This window comes from Sphingobacterium sp. BIGb0116, from assembly GCF_024808035.1.
Taxonomy (GTDB): Bacteria; Bacteroidota; Bacteroidia; order Sphingobacteriales; family Sphingobacteriaceae; genus Sphingobacterium; species Sphingobacterium paramultivorum.
In genome coordinates, this window is the sequence record NZ_JANUDT010000004.1 from 152,607 (window position 1) to 172,520 (window position 19,914).

Annotated in this window: 18 protein-coding genes; 9 read left to right on the forward strand and 9 right to left on the reverse strand. The window is 40.8% G+C overall.

Annotated features, from left to right (window positions below; translation table 11 throughout):
* The 5 genes from M2419_RS11730 to M2419_RS11750 all read right to left on the reverse strand — a co-directional run bounded on the left by M2419_RS11730 (position 1) and on the right by M2419_RS11750 (position 6,459).
* On the reverse strand, positions 1 to 3,201 hold the full coding sequence (locus tag M2419_RS11730) for a TonB-dependent receptor (RefSeq protein WP_259255138.1): 3,201 nt from the start codon (positions 3,199 to 3,201) through the stop codon (positions 1 to 3).
* Positions 3,202 to 3,882: 681 nt separating this feature from the next.
* Positions 3,883 to 4,155: a hypothetical protein gene (locus M2419_RS11735; protein ID WP_259255139.1), complete on the reverse strand. Its 273-nt coding sequence runs from the start codon at positions 4,153 to 4,155 to the stop codon at positions 3,883 to 3,885.
* Between the two features lie 50 nt (positions 4,156 to 4,205).
* On the reverse strand, positions 4,206 to 4,367 hold the full coding sequence (locus M2419_RS11740) for a hypothetical protein (protein ID WP_182982727.1): 162 nt from the start codon (positions 4,365 to 4,367) through the stop codon (positions 4,206 to 4,208).
* Positions 4,368 to 4,669: 302 nt separating this feature from the next.
* Positions 4,670 to 5,884, reverse strand: coding sequence for an outer membrane beta-barrel protein (locus tag M2419_RS11745; RefSeq protein ID WP_182329836.1), 1,215 nt, complete (start codon positions 5,882 to 5,884; stop codon positions 4,670 to 4,672).
* A complete protein-coding gene (locus tag M2419_RS11750; protein ID WP_120335478.1) occupies positions 5,881 to 6,459 on the reverse strand; it encodes an RNA polymerase sigma factor in 579 nt (192 codons plus the stop codon). Before M2419_RS11750 ends, M2419_RS11745 begins: the two co-directional genes overlap by 4 nt.
* 162 nt (positions 6,460 to 6,621) lie before the next feature.
* On the opposite strand from M2419_RS11750, the gene M2419_RS11755 reads away from it, so the two are divergent.
* The 4 genes from M2419_RS11755 to M2419_RS11770 are packed head-to-tail and all read left to right on the forward strand — an operon-like array spanning position 6,622 to position 9,421.
* On the forward strand, positions 6,622 to 7,479 hold the full coding sequence (locus tag M2419_RS11755) for a hypothetical protein (RefSeq protein ID WP_159729657.1): 858 nt from the start codon (positions 6,622 to 6,624) through the stop codon (positions 7,477 to 7,479).
* Positions 7,480 to 7,502: 23 nt separating this feature from the next.
* A complete protein-coding gene (locus M2419_RS11760) occupies positions 7,503 to 7,910 on the forward strand; it encodes a cytochrome c (protein WP_182329840.1) in 408 nt (135 codons plus the stop codon).
* 10 nt (positions 7,911 to 7,920) lie between these two features.
* Positions 7,921 to 8,472 (forward strand): YceI family protein, encoded by a 552-nt coding sequence (locus M2419_RS11765; RefSeq protein ID WP_259255142.1) that lies wholly within the window; start codon positions 7,921 to 7,923, stop codon positions 8,470 to 8,472.
* Between the two features lie 19 nt (positions 8,473 to 8,491).
* Positions 8,492 to 9,421 (forward strand): DUF5777 family beta-barrel protein, encoded by a 930-nt coding sequence (locus tag M2419_RS11770; protein WP_259255143.1) that lies wholly within the window; start codon positions 8,492 to 8,494, stop codon positions 9,419 to 9,421.
* A gap of 155 nt (positions 9,422 to 9,576) precedes the next feature.
* On the opposite strand, the gene M2419_RS11775 is transcribed toward M2419_RS11770, so the two are convergent.
* Together M2419_RS11775 and M2419_RS11780 are read right to left on the reverse strand one after the other, a co-directional pair.
* On the reverse strand, positions 9,577 to 9,762 hold the full coding sequence (locus M2419_RS11775; RefSeq protein WP_046672091.1) for a CsbD family protein: 186 nt from the start codon (positions 9,760 to 9,762) through the stop codon (positions 9,577 to 9,579).
* A 127-nt stretch (positions 9,763 to 9,889) separates the two neighbouring features.
* Positions 9,890 to 10,285: a hypothetical protein gene (locus M2419_RS11780; RefSeq protein ID WP_259255144.1), complete on the reverse strand. Its 396-nt coding sequence runs from the start codon at positions 10,283 to 10,285 to the stop codon at positions 9,890 to 9,892.
* Between the two features lie 327 nt (positions 10,286 to 10,612).
* Here M2419_RS11780 and M2419_RS11785 point away from each other — a divergent pair, with 327 nt between their 5' ends.
* The 5 genes from M2419_RS11785 (at position 10,613) to M2419_RS11805 (ending at position 17,550) form a co-directional block, all read left to right on the forward strand.
* Positions 10,613 to 10,978 carry a hypothetical protein gene (locus tag M2419_RS11785; protein WP_259255145.1) on the forward strand — a complete coding sequence of 122 codons (366 nt, stop codon included), beginning with the start codon at positions 10,613 to 10,615 and terminating at the stop codon, positions 10,976 to 10,978.
* A 79-nt stretch (positions 10,979 to 11,057) separates the two neighbouring features.
* Positions 11,058 to 11,588: a sigma-70 family RNA polymerase sigma factor gene (locus M2419_RS11790; RefSeq protein ID WP_120335467.1), complete on the forward strand. Its 531-nt coding sequence runs from the start codon at positions 11,058 to 11,060 to the stop codon at positions 11,586 to 11,588.
* Between the two features lie 44 nt (positions 11,589 to 11,632).
* Positions 11,633 to 12,658, forward strand: coding sequence for a FecR family protein (locus M2419_RS11795; protein WP_182329850.1), 1,026 nt, complete (start codon positions 11,633 to 11,635; stop codon positions 12,656 to 12,658).
* Positions 12,659 to 12,683: 25 nt separating this feature from the next.
* Positions 12,684 to 16,040 carry a SusC/RagA family TonB-linked outer membrane protein gene (locus M2419_RS11800; protein WP_259255146.1) on the forward strand — a complete coding sequence of 1,119 codons (3,357 nt, stop codon included), beginning with the start codon at positions 12,684 to 12,686 and terminating at the stop codon, positions 16,038 to 16,040.
* Between the two features lie 10 nt (positions 16,041 to 16,050).
* Positions 16,051 to 17,550 (forward strand): SusD/RagB family nutrient-binding outer membrane lipoprotein, encoded by a 1,500-nt coding sequence (locus M2419_RS11805; protein ID WP_259255147.1) that lies wholly within the window; start codon positions 16,051 to 16,053, stop codon positions 17,548 to 17,550.
* Positions 17,551 to 17,901: 351 nt separating this feature from the next.
* Here the strand turns inward: M2419_RS11805 and M2419_RS11810 are convergent, their stop codons facing one another.
* Positions 17,902 to 18,792, reverse strand: a complete 891-nt coding sequence (locus M2419_RS11810; RefSeq protein ID WP_159729681.1) for a DUF6694 family lipoprotein — start codon at positions 18,790 to 18,792, stop codon at positions 17,902 to 17,904.
* Positions 18,793 to 19,154: 362 nt separating this feature from the next.
* Positions 19,155 to 19,709 carry a hypothetical protein gene (locus M2419_RS11815; RefSeq protein WP_259255148.1) on the reverse strand — a complete coding sequence of 185 codons (555 nt, stop codon included), beginning with the start codon at positions 19,707 to 19,709 and terminating at the stop codon, positions 19,155 to 19,157.
* Between the last annotated feature and the right edge of the window lie 205 nt (positions 19,710 to 19,914).

Below are 19,914 nucleotides of genomic sequence, written 5' to 3' on the forward strand. Positions count from 1 at the left end.
TTAAAATGTAACACTTAAACCTGCAGACCAGACTTTAGTCAATGGGTAAACGGTTCCGTTGCTTCCGCCATCAATAGTTTCGGGATCAAACATTCCCGCTACACTTGAGCCGGTCCAGATATTTTCTCCAGAAACGTATACACGTAAACGCTCTACACCGAAACGTTTTGTTGTTTCTTTCGGCAAGGTATAGCCCAGCTGAATATTTTTTATGCGGATGTAGGCTGCGTTCTGCAAAAAGCGCGTCTGCGTCTGCTGGTTTTTAGCAGTACCAAAAACAGGGCGTGCGTAATATGCTTCAAGATTTTCACCCAGGGGATTATCTGCAGTACGGAAATAATCAAGATGATCGACCAAGCCCGTTGACCACCATTTTGAAGTTGCTCCCCAAAAATAGTAGCCCCCTTGCCAATAATCGCGTTTCATGACACCTTGCATGAAAATGCTAAAATCAAAATTTTTGTAGTCCGCATTCAGATTCAATCCAAAGGAGTAACGCGGTGTGCTGTTACCAATCACACGACGATCACCCGGATCGGCCTCTGTATTGCTTCCACCATCTATTTTTCCGTCTCCATTAAGATCAGCATACATGATATCTCCTGCCCCCCATTGTGTTCCTAATGCATTTTGTCCACCATTGGGCAAGCTCGCCAGATGCTGGCTCATTTGTTCTTCTGTTTTGGCAATACCAAGGGTTTGATACCCCCATATTTCACCCAGCTTTTGACCTTCACGATAGTTTGATAATGACCCTATTGCGTTAGGATAGCGTGTTACTGTTGTGGTATAATCGGACAAGAGGAACTTTGCTCCATATGCAAAACCACTGGCAGTACGGTCATTCCAGCCCAGGGTAGCTTCAAATCCTTTTGTTTTTAAATCGGTATTGTTTGTTTGAGGAACTGTTGTGCCTAATGTATTTGGCAACTGCGGAGCTGGGCCGACCATATTAAATGTTTTCCGTTCGAAGACCTCAAAAGATCCAGAAAGACGGCTATTTAAAAAGGCAAAATCGACACCTAAGTTTTTCGTATTGATAGATTCCCAGGTCAATAAAGCACTTACGAGGCCTGGAGCCGATGCAGAATTTGGTCGCGCATTATTGATCAGCCAAGCACCATTGGCTGTCCCCGTTGGTTGGGTGACATAAGTCGGATACCAGACATCGGTATTTTGATTGCCTAGCTCTCCGTAGGAAGCTCTTAATTTCAGCATATTAATAAATGGTGCCGACTCTACAAGGAAGTTTTCTTTGGCGATGTTCCATCCTGCGGAAACTGAAGGAAACCAGCCCCAGCGGCTATCGCTACGGAAACGTGATGAACCGTCATAGCGCAAATTAGCTTCCAATAGATATTTTTCAGCATAATTGTAATTCAATCGGCCGAAGAAACCCGCTGTTGCCCATTTTTGATATTCGCCAGAGACGGAAGGCACTACTGCTTTTCCATTGATATCTGTGCCGGAAGTCAGATTCAATACCGGTTGATCCGGGATAATGATTCCATCACGTTGCACACCGAGATTGCGATAGGCCGTGTGTTCAATCTGACCACCGACCATAACTTTAAAATGATGGTCGCCCCAGCTTTTATCGTAATCAGAAAAGATATTGATGTTATAATAGTTTTCCTTTAAACCAAATTCGTAGACGTTTGAAGAGTTTTTATACAAATAAGGATCACCATTTACGTCATGATTGTAAAGACGCTGCGAATCCCAGTGACGAAATTGAGTTGTGGTCCTATAGTTAAAATTACCGGTTGTACGCCATCCTTTAATTGGTTCAAGGATCAGTTGTAACTGTTGATAAATGTAATCCTTACTGGATTTATCCTGTCCGCCTTCTTTCATGGCAAGTGCAGGTGAAGGAGAACTGAACAAGTATCCATTCGGATCATAAAGTGGCAGCGTTGGCCAGCCCTGTCTTCCTAAATCATCATAGAAACTATTGGTCAATGCCGCAGGACGGTCGTAGTCTTCACGTACCAACCTAGCGTTGTAATTTACCTGAAAGATGTCAGATACTTTAGAATTGATTTTAGCCGCAACAGAGTAACGGTCGTAATGGTCTGTATTGAAGGCCATCAATCCTTGTTGCTTCATGAAATTGCCAGAAAGGTAATAGGTTGTTTTTTCGGTTCCACCATTGAGACTTAGGTTGTGTTCCTGGGCAAAAGCCTGATCCCGGTACATGACATCGAACCAATCGTTATTGTCGTTACCATAGGCATATCCTTCAGCCCAGTACAACTTATTATTCGGATCGACAATGGTCGAATTTTTCAGGCTTCCGTTTTGATAATCCAAGATGCGCTGCAGATGCTCCGCGGAGAAATGTGGTGAACCGCCTGCATTGACTTCGGCCTGATTGAAGTATTGAGCAAAAGTGTAAGAATCCATCATCTTAGGCATCAATGTCGGTGCGTTCATACGAAAGCTATTATTATAATTTACCGAAGTACGTCCAGCCTTTCCAGATTTTGTTGTGACCAAAATAACCCCAAAAGCGGCTCTAGAACCATAGATTGAAGCAGCACCGGCATCTTTCAATACAGACACACTTTCGATATCTTGTGGATTTAATGCCGCCAAAGATCCTTCAGAACCGTCAATTAGGACCAATGGTGCCGAAGAAGATGTTCCGATTGTACCTGTCCCCCGGATATTAATGGATGGATTGGTTTCCATCGTTCCCGAGTTTTGGGAAATATTTAGGCCGGGGGCCAGTCCTTGCAGTGCCTGGATAGCATTTCTTACAGGTCTATTTTCCAGCTGCTTGGCATCTACCACCGCAACAGAACCAGTCAGGTTTGTTTTTTTCTGCGAGCCAAAACCAACGACCACCACTTCATCCAAAACATCTCCTTCGGAAGCATCAAGCTGCACGTTAAGCTCGTAGTTTCCTTGGCTGATCTGTTTAAGCTGACTGAATTCAAAGCGCTGTTTCGCATAACCTAGAAAGGTAAATTCTAATGCCGTGACTGTCGCAGCACTGAGTGTATATTTTCCCTGTGTATCTGTTTGCGCCTGCATTGTGGAACCGATATTTTTAACGGTCACTCCAGCAAGTGGCCTGTTATTTTCGGTAACCTGGCCCCGTACAGTTATTGACTGTGCATAAGTCTGCTGTAAGCTTAAAAGTAAAAAGCAGATACAACAAAGCCAGCGCTGTGTTAATACTATTTTCCTTTTCATAAGTAAAACTGTTTAGTGATTAAATAATATTTTGATGAAGAGTAACATGGCAATATGAGGTAGCAATATTGCGTTCCATTAGGAATTCAAGGATCAAACAATCCACTTTTGATTGGTAAATTCATCATAATTAAACTTGGTTATTTAGCTGTTTTTGAGTTTTAGCCAACTTACTTTCCCCCCACCTATTTTTTATGTGATTTGGAGCGGGTATTCATCTAATCAGGCAAACACTCTTGGTTATTTAACATCGTCAATACAATAAAACGTCATATTGACACTTGCAATATTATCAAAAACGTTACAGAGGAAGGGGGGTAGAATCTTCTTATTTTAAGGGGTAAATTCGTCAATTTAGGCTTTTTGACCTTGTTAAAGGATATTCTGGTTAAGGCAGACAAAAAAAGCCACATCTCCCGACGTGGCTTCTAAACTAAATTTATAAACATGTTATTCACTAGGGATCAGCTTTTGGTATAACTGAACTGGCCCCAAAATTATGAGCTTCTATTTATAGGAATTGATCGATTTGGATACTCTCCAGTCTTTACCTTCACGCACTAAGGTAACAAGATCGGTTTTGGTGAAATTTTCAAATTTCAACGTAACCCTGGCCACCATATAATCTGTAGACTGTTCAACTACATCTGTGCTAACCGCACAATTCAGGTGGATATTTTTTTACTTTTTCAAGGATTTAACCACTTCATAGCGGCTATATGACTTTAAGGTGCCCGTTTGTACCTTTAGATTAAAGTCTTCAGCAAACAACTGTTCTATTCCAGCCGACTCACCTTCAGTGATCACGGCGACATAGTGCTCTAGCGCAAAGTCTGCGGTTGATAGATTAATGCTGACTGGGTTTGATTTTGAACCCGGTCCTTCAGCTGCCATAGCAAATGTTGATACGGCCATTAAAGCTGCTACTGTGAATGTTTTTACGAGAGTTTTCATACTATCTTTTTTTTGTGTTTTTTTTACCTTGCTTATCTGTTGACTCAAAATTATCGCTCCAAATGCTTGTTGCCCATGGATTTTAGATCAATAACCAGCAAAAGTCGCTGAATGGCTAAAATGGAAAAGTGAACTTCAAAATGCATAAAGAACATACGATCAATTTTATTAGCTCCGTGCCAAAGACCATACCAGTTGGCCCCAAGGTTCATTTATGCCTTTTAAAGCCCATTATGGGCGATCTAAGCTCTTCTTCAAAAAACGAAATGTACGTATGCGAACAGTTATTAACCGAATTGTTCACATACGTACAGCACATTAAAATGTAATAGAAGTTTAATTTTCTGTGCATTTTGAAGTGAATGACGATATACAGTAAAAAAGAAACGTACTTATTTGCCTGATCAGAAAGATCAGGTGCCAATTTTTTTCGGGGGGTACAAACGGGCTAGTAACAGGGTACAAGCTCGCTAAAATAGGTTTAGTTGGTCGTCTGCGACGGAATATATCCGAATTACAAACTCATTCCCAAGGTAAACGCGACGCCTTTAGATTCCAGGTCCACATTTCCGTAGCCTATCCCTGTCAATGGCATTTTAACAAAAGGTTTTACACCGATGTTAATTTTATCATTGATTTTCTTCTCAATGGAGATCGAAAAATCAGCAACACCGAAGATATGCTGGTTCTCTCCATTCACTTCATAGACGGCACTTTTCTGAGATCCACCGTAGCTACCTCCGTTTTCATAATCAAAAGTGTATTTTTCCTTTAGCATAAAATAACTCGAAAGTCCTGCGCTAACATTAAACTTCACTTTTTTACTTTTCAATACCGTATAACTTGCTGTCAATGGTACATCAATAACATCACATACAGCACTCACATTGCTTGGCAATTGCGTCATTTCCGGCGGATTTGATGGCGCATAAAACTTATAAGCTGACTTATAATTCTTTTTAGCATAGGTGGCTCCCACAGACACACTTAATCCTTTTGTGAGGGGATAAGAATAAGCCAAACCGATATTCTCACTAAGTGAGGATTTGCCTGCTCCACGCACGCTTGTGAGATCTGGTCCCGCCAAGAAACTTACAACCGACCGTTCTCTTTCCTGTCCTTCGGATCCGATACCTTCTTTAGGCTGATAGATGGCTGCCAGACGCTCCCCTAGCCCATCGACCGATTCTTCTCTTAACTTGAAATGAGGCAATCTCGGATTGTTATACTCCATGCGTGGAATTGTAAATTCAGTATTCAGTTTTCCTTCTTGCACGCCTATCGGATATGCATCGGCTATCTTTCCCAAACGAATATCCTGCAGTACTATAGTTTCATTTGAAATCTGTAATGCACGATTCGTGCGTTTGATCGGCTGAAACGCAATCCAACTCTGATCCCCTTTGGCCTCGTCTACCGAATTTTCCTTAGGTTGAACAGTTTTGATCTCCCGAACCTCTTTTTTGGGCGAAATACCGGCCTCATTTATTTCACTTTGTGAATTATTCGATTTAAATAACGCGCTATTCCAAATAAAAAAGACCGTTAAAACCGCAGCGAGCGTGGCTGCAAGGGTCATTAAAACGATGATCTTTCGTTTCTTTACACGCCTTTCATTGTCTAACCGCGATTCTATATCTTGCCAATGTGATTCATCAAAGTCAAAGTTAGTATCACTTAGGCCATCCTTAAATAGCTCGTCAATCTTGTTCTTATCCTTTTCCATCATCTTTTCTCTTCCGTTTTACCAAATTTTACCCCTTGAACTTCCACCATTTCTGCCAGTCGGCCACGTGCCTTATGCAGATTAGATTTTGATGTTCCAATGGCAATACCCAACATGCCACTAATTTCTTCGTGTCCATAACCATCGATCGCATAGAGATTGAACACTGTCCTATAGGCAGGTGGAAGCTGCTGCACCATGGCCAATAAATCTTCATAGTTTAACTTTTGACTGATGCTATCATCTTCAACAATGGTATGCTCATACATGGAAACATCGACCAAGATGCCCTGTTTAATCTTTGCTCGATAAAAATCAATTGCAGTATTTGTCATGATTTTTTTGATCCATATAGAAAAAGGCTTCTGAAAATCATATTTACTGATATTTTTAAAAACCTTGAAAAAGCCTTCATTTAAAATACTTATGGCATCCTCTCTGTGATTAGCGTAACGCAGACATATCCCTAAAGACATAGCGTAGTAGATAGTATAAAGATCTTTCTGAGCCCTGCGGTCCTCATCAATACATCCTTTAATAATATGGATAGATTTTTCGTCAACTTCTGTTATCGCCACTCGCTATTGCTTCTTTCTTTTGATAAATATAGTATTAAGTCTATTACGAGTAGATAATCGAAAAGGTTGCCTGCAAAAAATATTTTTTTTCAGCGCGATTTCAAAGCAACCTTTACGCTGACCTGATCGTAATATCAAGACATTATTTTAAAACATACAATTATGAAATCAAACCAAAAACAAGTCAAATTAACCTTTATAGGTGGTCTATTGGCCTTAGCGATGTTTTCTGCATGTTCAAAAAGCGATGGTGAGCCTGGCAATGTCGAAAATAAAAACAAGGGCGTGCAAATGTCTGCCAATACACAGTTTGGCAATATTCTGACCGATGCCGACGGTAAAACACTCTATTTCTTTTCGAATGATACAAAGGGAACTTCGACCTGCAGCGGTAATTGTATAGCCACTTGGCCGGTTTATTACAGCAGCGAAACAAGTACAGACCTGAAAATTGACAAAAGCCTGCTCGGTGAAATAACACGTGAAGATGGTTCCAAACAAAGTACATATAAGGGCTGGCCTCTTTACTACTATGCAGGCGATAGTCAATCTGGTCAGGTGAAAGGAGATGCTGTCAATAAAATATGGTATGTGGCCAAACCAGATTATTTACTCATGGTGGCCAATGCACAACTTATTGGACACGATACTAAAAACTATTTAGGTGACTACATCGAAGGAACCGGAAAAACAATTTATCTGACAGATGATAAGGGCAGAACGCTGTATGCTTTTAAACCCGACAAATTCAACAAAAACAATTATACTGCTGCAGATTTCAGTAATGATGCGACCTGGCCTATCTTTCAAAAAGAGACGGGAGCTCTGCCTTCCCTTGTTCGTACAGCTGACATTGCTGTCATTACCGTCTATGGAAAGAAACAATTAACTTTCAAAGGATGGCCCTTATATTACTTCGGCCAGGATATACAACGCGGAGACAACAAAGGAATAAGTTTCCCACGCGTTGGTGTTTGGCCAATCGTAAATGACAACACAGCCGTTGCTCCTGCTAACTAAGTCAAGACTAACTATTCAAACTTATGGAACAAAATCTAAAAACGACAAATCCTTGCCTCAGCGCACATCGTTACTTTGTTATTTCACTCTTGACCTTAACGGTTCTCTCGTTCTCGGCCTGTACCAAAAAGCAAGCACAAGAACTTACGACCAATCCAGATAACGGAACTGAAACGGTGACAGTCCAGAATGTGTCCTATACGAATTTTTCTAAAGCACTCTTTGAAACGAAATGTAGTTCATGCCACGCAGCAGGACGTTCGGCTAGTGGACGATGGACGTTCAGTGGTTATACCTCTGTCAAAGACAATATTGCAAAGATCAACAATGCAGTACTGGTGACCAAATCCATGCCACTGGGCGGCTCACTCACAGCAAAAGAAATAGAACTGCTGGATGCATGGATTAAGAGAAATTCACCTGAAAATTAATGTTATACCTATGAACAAAATCAACATTTATATAGCGCTCTTCATGATGCTCATTAGTATGAAGACATTTGCGCAACAAAAGGCTTCCCTTGTTTCAAAAGAGACCAGCATCACCTTTTTCAGTAATGCACCATTGGAAGACATCGAAGCCAAAAGTATCTTAGGCGCTTCAGCGATGAACCTCCAAAGCGGAGATATCATCTTTCGGGTAAAAAATACATCTTTTCAATTTGACAAAAAGCTCATGCAAGAGCATTTCAATGAAAATTACATGGAAAGTGATCGATATCCCCTATCAGAATTTAAAGGTAAAGTCGAAAATGCAGACAAATTAACAAAGGACGGCAACTATACGCTGAACGTAACGGGCACACTTCAGATCCATGGGGTTACCAAACCTTACAGCACGAAGGCTGCATTTATTGTTAAAGATGGGATATTAAAAGCTGTTACAAGTTTTCAGGTAAAACTCGCCGATCACAAAATTACTATTCCTTCCATCGTCGGAAAAAAAATTGCTGAAGTAGTAAAAATCACCGTTGATGCGACCTACAAACCATAACTACTCGAATTCATTGCAAATGAGAAAAACACTATTTATACTCCTGTGCTTTACTTTCACAAAGTTATTTGCACAGGAAGACCTTGATAAATTAATCCATATCGATGGGGTTAAAAATGAAAAAGTCACTGCAACCTTTAAATCCGGTAACCTGATCAACCTTAAGACGACAGAAACAATTCACCGACATGAAATGGACTTTAGAGTAGATCACCGTTTTGGCGATATCGCAGGCGCCGCCGGTGGAGGGAAGAATTTCTTCGGCCTCGATAATTCGACCGACATCCGAATCGGTTTTGATTACGGTCTATCAGATAATCTAAACATTGGAATCGCCCGCACGAAGGGCGCAACAGAGGTTAGACAACTCTTTGAGGGTAATGTGAAATACCGATTTATCGAACAAACGGTCGACAATAATGTACCTGTTTCCGTTGCTTTTTTTGGAAGTACAACCCTATCTGCTATGGAAGCCAGCTCCGATAAATCTTCGGCAGCAAGCTTTGAAGACTTCAATGATCGATTGAGTTATGTGATGCAGCTCATCATTGCCCGTAAATTTAGCTCAAATCTATCGCTCGTTGTGGTCCCAACCTTTCTTCACCGGAACTATACTGCTTATAACGATCAAAATGATGTATTTGCTCTTGGTATTGGCGGGCGGGCCAAGGTCAGCAATAGGATCGCATTAGTAGCAGACTATACATTACCTTTCCGAAAGTCGTCGAACAAAAAATACCGTGAAGATGTAAGCGGACAGCGTTATTATAATGCATTAGGTGTCGGTTTGGAAATGGATACCGGAGGACATATCTTCCATCTCAATTTTACCAATGCAACCGCAATACAAGAATCTCAGTTTATTAGCGAAACAAATAGCTCCTGGGGTAAGGGACAATTCCGTTGGGGATTTAGCATTGCTCGCCGTTTCAATTTTAATAAAAAATAAAAAAGCAATTGCTCCATCTTGGACTTGGAAAGAAAAGAATCTATCCAAAGCAATAGGAATTCAAAATGCTCAAAATCCTCATGAGTGATATGGCCTTAAATAAAAAAAGCGGATAACAATGCTGTTACCCGCTTTTTTATCACACAATTCTAAACCTACAAGTCATTTAACCACTTATTTACCTCATCTTGTGTTTTACCGGTCTTCTTTTGAAGTTTACCTACCAACTCATCTTCTTTGCCCTCGGCATACAATAGATCATCATCAGTAAGATCTGCATATTGTTGTTTTACCTTACCTTTGATTTCGTTCCAACGGCCTTTCCATGTTAATTCGCTCATAATTATTTCCTTTCGTTGTTTACTAATAGAACAGTATCGTACAGCTAATCGTTTAAAAAATAATGTTATAAAATGTTAATTCTATAACATTCACCTGGTAAACAAGCACTTTCTATTCTTCATAATATTATTTCCGGTTACAATTGGCCGTCCATACCTTGCTGTCTTTTGTATAACCAATTGTCAATTTACCGGCATCAATACGGATAACTCCTGTACCTGCCGAACCAATGTTGACCAAGACGTTATCCTTTTTTTCAAAATCTACGCCGTTGAGATTTGGAATCCCATTTCCAAAAACGAAATTATAGGTATCGCCAACTTTTGTTACGGTAACTGTTCCTTCTGCAGCGGCAACATCATTGTCATTGTTATTCATATCATCATACGAGATAGTGCCTTCATATTTACCAACAAAAAGATCGTTGTCGGCCGGATCATCGTCTTTGCTACATGATGTAAAGCCTACTAAAACCGTTAAAATAAGCATACCTAGTCCCAGTGTTTGAATTAATTTTTTCATACGTTGATGTGTTAATGTGAATACTCTATTTTATTACAGCTGGGTAAAATTCAAACTTTATGCCAGTCCAAATAGAGTCTTACAAACACCCGTATCAAATACACAAGAAGGGGTATAAATACCGACCTAGCGAATAAATACACAACGATCGTATGCAGATATCCGTTAAATACCCCATTTCTATTAATAAGTCATTATGATTTTTTTGTATTTTTAAGACCATAACTGGTTTTTCCCACCACATTGGAGTAATCTAACTCCAATGTAGTGGGAAAAACCTCCGGTATAATGCATGATTAGATCCCATATAAAAAAACAGACTTATTTATGAAATTATTTTCCGCCCTTCTATTTTTTATTGCCCTCCAGTCTTGCACCGTTCAGCGGATAGAAAAAAAAGAAAAAGGCTCTTTGTATATCAATACATCAATCCCCGCACATAGTTCCTTAGCCATCTCAACCGAAGATGCCAGTCCATTTTCCATTACAGCTAAAAAAACATCGACCGGTCGGCTAAAAATTTTGAATGAATCAGAGGAGATTGAGATGGAGAAGAACAAAACATACACACTGAATGTCAACCAGAAAGGGAACATCGTATTCCTAAATCAATCCAATCAAGGAACTAATATCCAATTGAGAGTCTATAACCATACGTCGAAGATCATTCAGAAAACAAATCTCATCCACTAAGAAAAGAGGCAAAATATTTTTTAAAAAACTTGCAGCGAAAGCGCATTATCGCTAAATTCATTTATTCCAAGCCTACACTATGGAAATCAATTATGCGCTTATCGTTCGAAGATTCGAGGAATATTTTGACCTATGGAGTTCCAAAGTATATCAATATGCAGTCCATAAAACCAAATCTTCTTATCTAGCCGAAGAAACTGTACAGCGTGTATTTATCAAACTCTGGAAAAATATGAGTGACAAAAATATCGATGCCACCATAGAATCCCAAATTTTCTGTATCACCCGAACAGTGGTGATCGATCTGGTCAAGGCAGAGTATAACCGCAAGAAACTTCTGGATCACGATCAGACATTTGTCTTGCGCCATAGCCCCCAGGATGATTTTTATGCCAAACAACTTACATCCACACTCCATGAAATTGTCGATAAACTACCGGAGAAACGCAAGGAGATTTTTATGCTAAGCCGATTTTCTAATCTTTCGCATAAGGAAATTGCGGACAAGCTGGCCATATCGACAAAAACTGTGGAGAACCAATTGACACTAGCACTAAAAACCATTCGAAAGGCTTTACTGTTCAGTATGCTGGTGCAAATTATTTTTTAATTTCTTTTTGGGGGGTACCTCATTTTCAATCGTAATCTTTATACATGAAGATTACAAAAACACTCATCGACAAATACCTAAGCGGTAAAGCCAGTACGGAAGAAATTGCCGCAGTAGAAAATGCGCTGGCCAATAACGAGTTTTATTGGGAGGATTTTATGCCGGAAACGGAATGGCAAGCATATGAGATGGATTCGGATTTTAAAAACCAAAAGGAAATAAAAGCACGTATTTTCAAACAAATAGGACAAAAAAATAAAGATCGTTTCAGCTGGTTAAAATATGCGGCTATTATCTTCTTCATTGGAATCGGGGCTTGGCTGGGATTAAACCAGATCGATTCTCCTAAATATAACACCGCATACCGTAGCGCGAAGAAAGTCCAGCCCACACCGCAGGAGCAAACAAGTAATTTATATTATATCAATTCAGGTAATACCATTCAACAAATTGCCGTCCCAGACGGGTCTACTATCGACCTATACCCCAATTCTGAAGTAAAATTCAGTTCAGATTTCACAACTATTAGCGCGCGAGAAATCCAATTGAAAGGTAAAGCCAAATTTACGGTAGCAAAGGATAAGACAAAGCCTTTTCGCGTTCATACGGCAGATTTGACAACAACCGCACTTGGCACTGTTTTCAGTGTAGAAGAAGGTGGTAGCGCGATTACGAAAATAAAGCTCTATGAAGGCCGTATTGAAGTCAAAAGCAATCAGCGTCCTGAAAATAAACAGACCTTAAATCTACAGTTTCAACCCAACGAAGAAATCAGCATTGATCGCAAGCTACAACAGATCATTGCCGAAACCCGAGTCAATACTTCTCAATCCAGCAAAAGGGGGTCTTACTTAAAAACTAGCGGACAGCTGATCTTTAAAAACCTCCCATTACAAGATGTACTTCACATCATCAGTCATAATTATGGCCTTAAACTGAGCTTTGAACCTAAAGATATACAAGATAAATACTATAGTGGAACGTATAAAAATACAGCATTAGCATACGTCAACATGCTAGCTGATATCCAAGCACTCCATAAAATAACCATTCATGTACAAACCGAATAAAATTCACTCACATAACCCACAAATTATGCACAATTATTTACCTTCCAAGCATAGTATCCTGACTATGCTATTGTTGAGATCCAACATTCGAGCCGACGTAAACTGGGCACTGCGTCTTGGCCTCGTGGGGCTTTTGTCAACAAGCTATCTTCTTGCTAATGCCCAACAAAATGCGTCCATTAACGGAGTAATCAAAGATGAAACAGGAAAGCCCATCCCCTCGGCGACGGTTACCATACGTAATGCGACGAACGGAATGAAAAAAACAACAACCAGTAGGCCTGACGGAACTTTTTCATTCGACCAGATTCCCGCTGGACAGGGCTACCAGATCAGCGTATCGTCTATCGGTTTTAAAAGCAGAGAACTGTTGGATTACACCATTACAGACAGAGACAAGCTAGCGATCAATATCAGTTTGGAATCGAGTGCGCAAAACCTACAGGAGGTTGTCGTTACAGCACTCGGTATCAAACGCGAAAAAAAAGCGCTCGGTTATACGGTCGCTGAACTCAAAGGCGACGAGCTGACGCAGGGTAAGGAAACCAATGTGGCGAATGCCTTATCGGGTAAAGTTGCCGGCGTGCAGGTGAGCCGCGCCGCATCCGGTGCCGGAGGTTCATCCAAGGTCGTGATACGTGGTAACAACTCACTTATCGGTAATAGCCAGCCGCTCTATGTTGTTGATGGAGTACCGATTGATAATCAAAACATTTCCTCTCCAAACCAATCTGGGGGAACCGATTATGGCGACGGAATCGGAAACATCAATCCCGAAGACATCGAAACAATGTCGGTATTAAAAGGCCCGAATGCGGCCGCACTTTATGGACAAAGAGGAAGTAACGGAGTTATCTTGATCACAACTAAATCCGGTAAAGCTGGTAAGACCCGTTTTAGCTATGGTACAGATTTTTCATTGGGCAATGGACTGGTCTTACCGGATTTTCAAAATGTCTATGGACAAGGATTTAACGGAACATTTACACATTTCAGAAAAGATGACGGCACCATTGTTTCTATGAGCGAAGCGCTGAAAAATGGTTACAGTGGTATGCCTAAAATGAGTGCCGGACGTGACCGTACGACACGGGCAAGCTGGGGTGCAAAAATGGAAGGCCAGACTTATGAAGATGCTTATGGCAACATCTTACAGTTAACACCAAAACCAGATACCTACTCGTCGTTTTTTCAAACGGAGAAACAGTTTGTCAACAACCTTAGTATCGATGGCGGAACCGACAAAGTAAACTACCGTTTTTCATTTGCCAATACAGATGTAAAGGGTTATATCCCAACCAATACGCTGAAGAGAAACAATTTCGGTCTGCGCACCCAAGCAAAAATAACCGATAAATTTCACATCGACATCAAGGCGAACTATATCGCGCAAAAGGGGCAAAACCGGCCAACACTGGCCGATGCTGCAGACAATCCTGCCTACCTATTTATCAGCCAGCCGCGAAGCTTGGGCAACGACATCATGGCACAGTATAAATGGAACGCACAGGAGATCAGCAGACAGCTTGGATTTTCGGGATTGACGGAAGGATTGGAGAAAACATATGCCACCAATAGTTCCACAGCCAACCCCTTTTGGACCATTCATGAAAACCACAATGAAGATCGTCGGGACCGCATCATAGGGTTACTCCGTCTGAGTTACGACTTTGCTCCTTGGCTTAAGGTCACAGCGACCGGGGGTACGGACTTCTATACCGATCAACGGTTTCGTTACCGTCCAATAAACACCTACCAAAGCTTGAACCGAAAGGGTGATATTCGCGAAGAGGTCATCAGAGCCCGCGAAGACAATTTTGACGTCCTCGCTAGCTCCAACTTCAAATTGACTGATGACATTAAACTCAGTGCCAACTTAGGGGCCAGCCATCAAAGCCGGTATTTGCGTATGACAGGAAATTCAGGTAATCAATTTATTGTTCCGAATCTCTTTGTAATCAATAACACCACGACAAATAGTTACATATTTGACCTGATCGAGTCCAAGATTAATTCGGCTTATCTATCGGGCCAGTTCAGTTACAAAGACTATTGGTTTGTTGATTTCTCTGCCCGTAACGACTGGTCTTCGACCCTGTCAAAGGAAAACAATTCGTTTTTCTACCCGAGTGTAAGTTCCAGTTTAGTCTTATCGGATGCCTTCAAATGGCAATCTGACGCACTGTCTTTCGCCAAAATCAGAGGTTCATGGGCCCAGGCCGGTAGTTCAGGAAACCCATATCAGCTGACAGGGGCATATAGTCTCAACCAGTATACCCATGGTGGTGTACCAATGGCTTCTTATACAGAAATTATTCCTGATCCGAATTTGAAAAACGAATTGACCACGTCTATCGAAGCTGGGGCAGATCTGAGATTTCTAAAAAACAGACTTTCTTTCTCCTTCACCTACTATCAGGCCAAGACAAAGAATCAGATTTTGGACGTACCAATCGCCCCTTCCAGTCTCTATGTAAAAAATAGGATCAACGCTGGAGAAATTAGCAACAGAGGTATTGAATTTGTATTGGGAGCAACACCAATCAAAAGCGAATCGGGATTTGAATGGAATACAACCTTCAATTACAACCGCAACAGAAATAAAGTTGAATCACTCTATCCCGGTGTAGAAAGTTTTTTACTCGCTACAGACCGCGGGATAAATGTGGTTGCGGAGGTCGGAAAACCATTTGGCCAGCTAATTGGGACTCAGTTTGCATGGATCAAAGATGATCAGGGAAATAGGTTGATCGACCCTACCACTGGACTCCCTTTGCGTACAGCCGGACGTGTAGAAACCGATCTTGGAAATGCACAACCCGACTGGCTGGGTGGTTTTGCCAATACCTTTAAATATAAAGGTTTCAACCTCTATGCACTTGTCGATATCCGTCAGGGCGGCGTGATCTTCTCCCAATCCAATCGTGAGCAGATCATTTATGGTACTTCTAAAAAGACCTTGGAAGGCCGTGATGGCACCTACCTTGCCGAAGGGATGGTCGGACAAAAAGATGGATCAGGGAACTGGACAAGTACAGGAACAAAAAACAGCAAGCAGGTTGCCGCACAAGATTACTGGAACATGGTTGCGAGTGACAAAGAAGTCATGGTATCCGAAGAAATGATCAATGATATGAGTTATATTGCCATGCGCGAAATCAGTCTCTCCTATTCTTTCCCTAAAAAGCTGATGCCACATAAACTTGTTAACTCCATAAAATTGGGCGTCTATGGGCGGAATCTATTTTATTTTCAACGGAAAACTGATGGATTTTCACCAGAAGCTTCTGCTTTCAATGTAAACAATAGCTCCATCGGTATTGAATCAACGTCACTTCCAATGATGCGCACATTCGGTATTAATCTCACTGTTGGTCTGTAAACCCTTTATCATGAAAAAGAAACTATTTAAAAATACATTCATCGTCGGACTTATTTCTGTGGCAGGATTAGGTTCATGTACCAAAGATTTCGAACGGATCAATACGCCGCCGACATCTGTCACCACTGTAGACCCTTCCTTACTCATAGCTCGCATTCTACGTGATGGCACTTTTCAGGAATCTGGGGAACTACCCAACAACAAGTTTGGCTCTTGGATCCAACATTGGGCCGGTGGACCGGTAGTGCCTGTTTCTCGATATTTTGAAGGTCCCGAAAATCTTATTTGGTCGCAGCACTACACCCTGCTCCGCAATATCGTTCAGATCAAACAGGAATTGAGCGGCAAGGAAGACAATGTAGAAGGGAGAAGTAAACTGGCTATTGCCGAACTTTATGAAGTATACCTCTATCAGCGCCTTACAGACTTGTTTGGTGACATCCCCTACTCCGAGATCACAAAATCCAATAAGGAAATTAACCGTACGCCCAAATTTGACAAACAAGAAGATATCTATCCGGCACTGGTTCAAAAGGTCGATGCAGCTCTAGCGAGGCTTACGAGCGGAGACCTGTCTTACGGCTCTTCAGATTTCTTTTACAAAGGCAGTATCGATAAATGGAAAAAATTTGGCAATTCGCTCAAGCTAAAGCTCGGCATGCGCATGCGGTACGCCAATCCTTCTTTGGCCCAGAAAACGGTTACCGAAGCAATGACTTCTGCTATAGGTCTATTCTCCAGCAACAGTGATAATGCAGCAGTACCGACCTACAACGATGCTCAAGCTGAAAACCAGAACCCGATTTTACGTCAAATGACTACCGGAAGTGCCGATCTACGTTATTTGGCTAATACGCTGGTTGACAAACTCAAAGAATACAATGACCCAAGGCTTCCTTTACTTGCCGAACCGGTCAATAGCAATGGAGTCGCAACCTATCAAGGTATTGGGGTTTCGTTGACCGATAACCAGCTATCACAACTGATTCGCGCCAACTATTCAACAGCCAATAAGTCGACTTGGTTCAGCCTTTCATTCGCACCGATCCCAAGCTATGCCTTTACCTATTCGGATATCTGTTTTTACAAAGCCGAAGCTGCACTTCTTGGCTGGGGTGCTACAAGTGCAAATGCCCAAACGTTCTTTACAGACGGTGTTAAAGCGGCGCTGGCACTTCCGCCATACAATATGACGGCAATCCCTTCTTCATACGAACCTGTGCTCAATCTAAGCGGCTTGACAGACGAACAGAAAATGGAGAAAATAGCGACACAAAAATGGATTCACCTGTTTGGCCGGGACATGGAAGCCTTTGCCGAATGGCGACGTACAGGATATCCTCGATTAACCCCGGGTCCTAACCCAGGTTCCACCAATGGACAAATACCGCGTAGAGCTATTTATTCAAGTGAAGAGGCTGAGTTAAACGCAGCAAATTTAAAAGAGGCTGCAGCACGCATGACAAATGGTGACTCTTTCCTATCCAAAGTCTGGTGGGACAAGAAGTAACTTCACTTATATAGCCGAGATGACAAACAGAAAAAGCTGTTTACCGTCATTCAAAGAAGTACGAATAAGTAGGGCTCGGATGTTAATATCAGGGCCCTACTTATTTCTTCTCATCTCCAATTCGCGTGGTTGTCAGGTCTTACCAATAAAATATAAGTCAAACGATACTATCGGATCCTCTTAAATATTTCCGTTTTCTTGTGCTGTATAATTTTCAACTCATTACCGCTTATGGAAAATTTTCCGGAGTAATAAATTAAGCTATCTTTACCCAAGTCATCATTCCCCTTTGGAGGGTAAAACAACAGTGAGTCCGCTGAAACACGAAGGAAGATTTTAAGTACTTCAAAATTAGTTCAATTCCAAATCGTCAAGGCTAATTTTCTCTTTCTTTAGTTCAGTAATTTCCTTTTCTAATTTTTTTAAGTTTTCATCAATCAATGCTATACTACCTTCAGGAAGAACTGTCTCCCGGTCATTCGATTTGATCGATTGCGTCGTCACAACTAATTCTAGATCATAATCTGTCAGATTGATTCCTTTGACGGGATAGCGAGGAAAGCTCCAGAGTTTAGGATAATCTTTTTTTTGCTGATTGAAGACTATCGTATTGACACGAGAATCACCTGGCTGGAGCACACTGTCAGATTCGCCAAAAACAGCCTGTTCATTACTGATAATAGTTTGTGAAGAACGTTTTTTCAGCACATACGAAAAGCCCTGACTTCCTTTTAGCGGCTTTTTACCCATATACTTCATAGTCACTATAATTCTGGGAACAGGTTCGCCAAAGAAATCTTCGAGTCCCAGTTCAATAGGTTCCAACTGAAAAACAGCCAGCTCTTTCTTTACCTGTTCAAATTCAGTTTTATGTTTTTGTAGACTATCGATCTCATTTTGAAGATGAGCTATTTTCCTTTCCTGTTGTTTTTGAAGGATGTCATCGGCCAGGTCCAATACTGCAGCATAAGATTTTCCATCGATCATACCCAACGAAATACGATTTATTGATTCCTCATTATATTTTTGAGGTTCGTTCATTTTGAGCCACATCGCTTCGGATAGTGCCACTCGCAAGGCCTTTTCCAAGTTCGCTTTTTCTTTGTCATTCAGCTTCGCTTCTACCTTTTTACGGGAACTGTCAAAGGACGATTCGTCCTTTCCACTTAGTCTTTCGCTACAAGAGCTTATAGATAATGTCAAGAATAGTCCGATCAGTGCGATTTTTATGCATTGTTTCATTTTAAATAGTTTTAGTATACAATATATCGGCTAAGCTTGCATAAAGCTAATGCTTAGGTAACGCTGTTCTTAAATCAATTGAACGTTCTCTTACTGCTTATTCGTTAATATCGTTCAAGCAGAACATAAGAACACAGAATTTAACATTCAGTTTTTTTATGAGCTGATAAAAATATACAAAAAACGTTATCTTAAAAATTAATTCAACACAAAAAGCTACATTTCACAAGGTAGCACCCAACTGACACTTTCCAACTGTCGCTATTGGTAACAGCCCGCTGACTCAGCGATAATTTGTACTAGGTATTTTGGTCTAACACCTTAGAACAATCGGAAAATAAATGAATTCGAAAGGTGAAATTTTATTTTCTCCTGAGTAAAAGATGCAATTTATCGTAATCTTCCCAATCACCGAAACCTGCGAAATTTGGTTTTTCGCTCCATGAAACCATAGCTTTACAATCAAAACAGATCTTAGCGATCCCAATGCATTGCTTATTTTTATAGAACACAAGGATATCTCGAAATTCATAAATACAAGAGGTGTCGACATGATCTGTTCTTGTTTTTAAGAAAAATAGTGAGTCGACAGCACTATAGAGAGATTGATCCAGTGAGCCTCTAACATATCCTATATTCTTCAAATGAGATAAAAGGGAAAGATCCAACTTATCATCTTCCAATACTGATAACAAAAGACGCTCTTTCTCAGATTTATTCTTTTTGTCCTCCAATTCACCTATTTTAAATAAATCAATATCCACAAAATAATACTCCAGTGAATCAAAATTAGATGGTATCGGGACTGAGGGCTCTTTTCCCCGCTGTTCTATAGTATTTCCACTATTCATGCAACCTTGCAGATAAATAGCACTGAAAAGTAGACATCCAATGGTAAAACATATTATTCTTTTCATAGCTGATAATTTACAGATTTTTGAGTGGTTTAGCTATTTTCAAAATTATCAATTTCATATCATAATCTAGTCGAAGAGAAAACCACATTTCTTAAGTACCTCATTACATAGCTGAAAGGGAGCTGTTGCGAGCGCTACAGATGCTAAACTCAGTTGAACAAGCTATGGAAAAATTTATGTTCACTAGAAGTTTACACAGCATAAA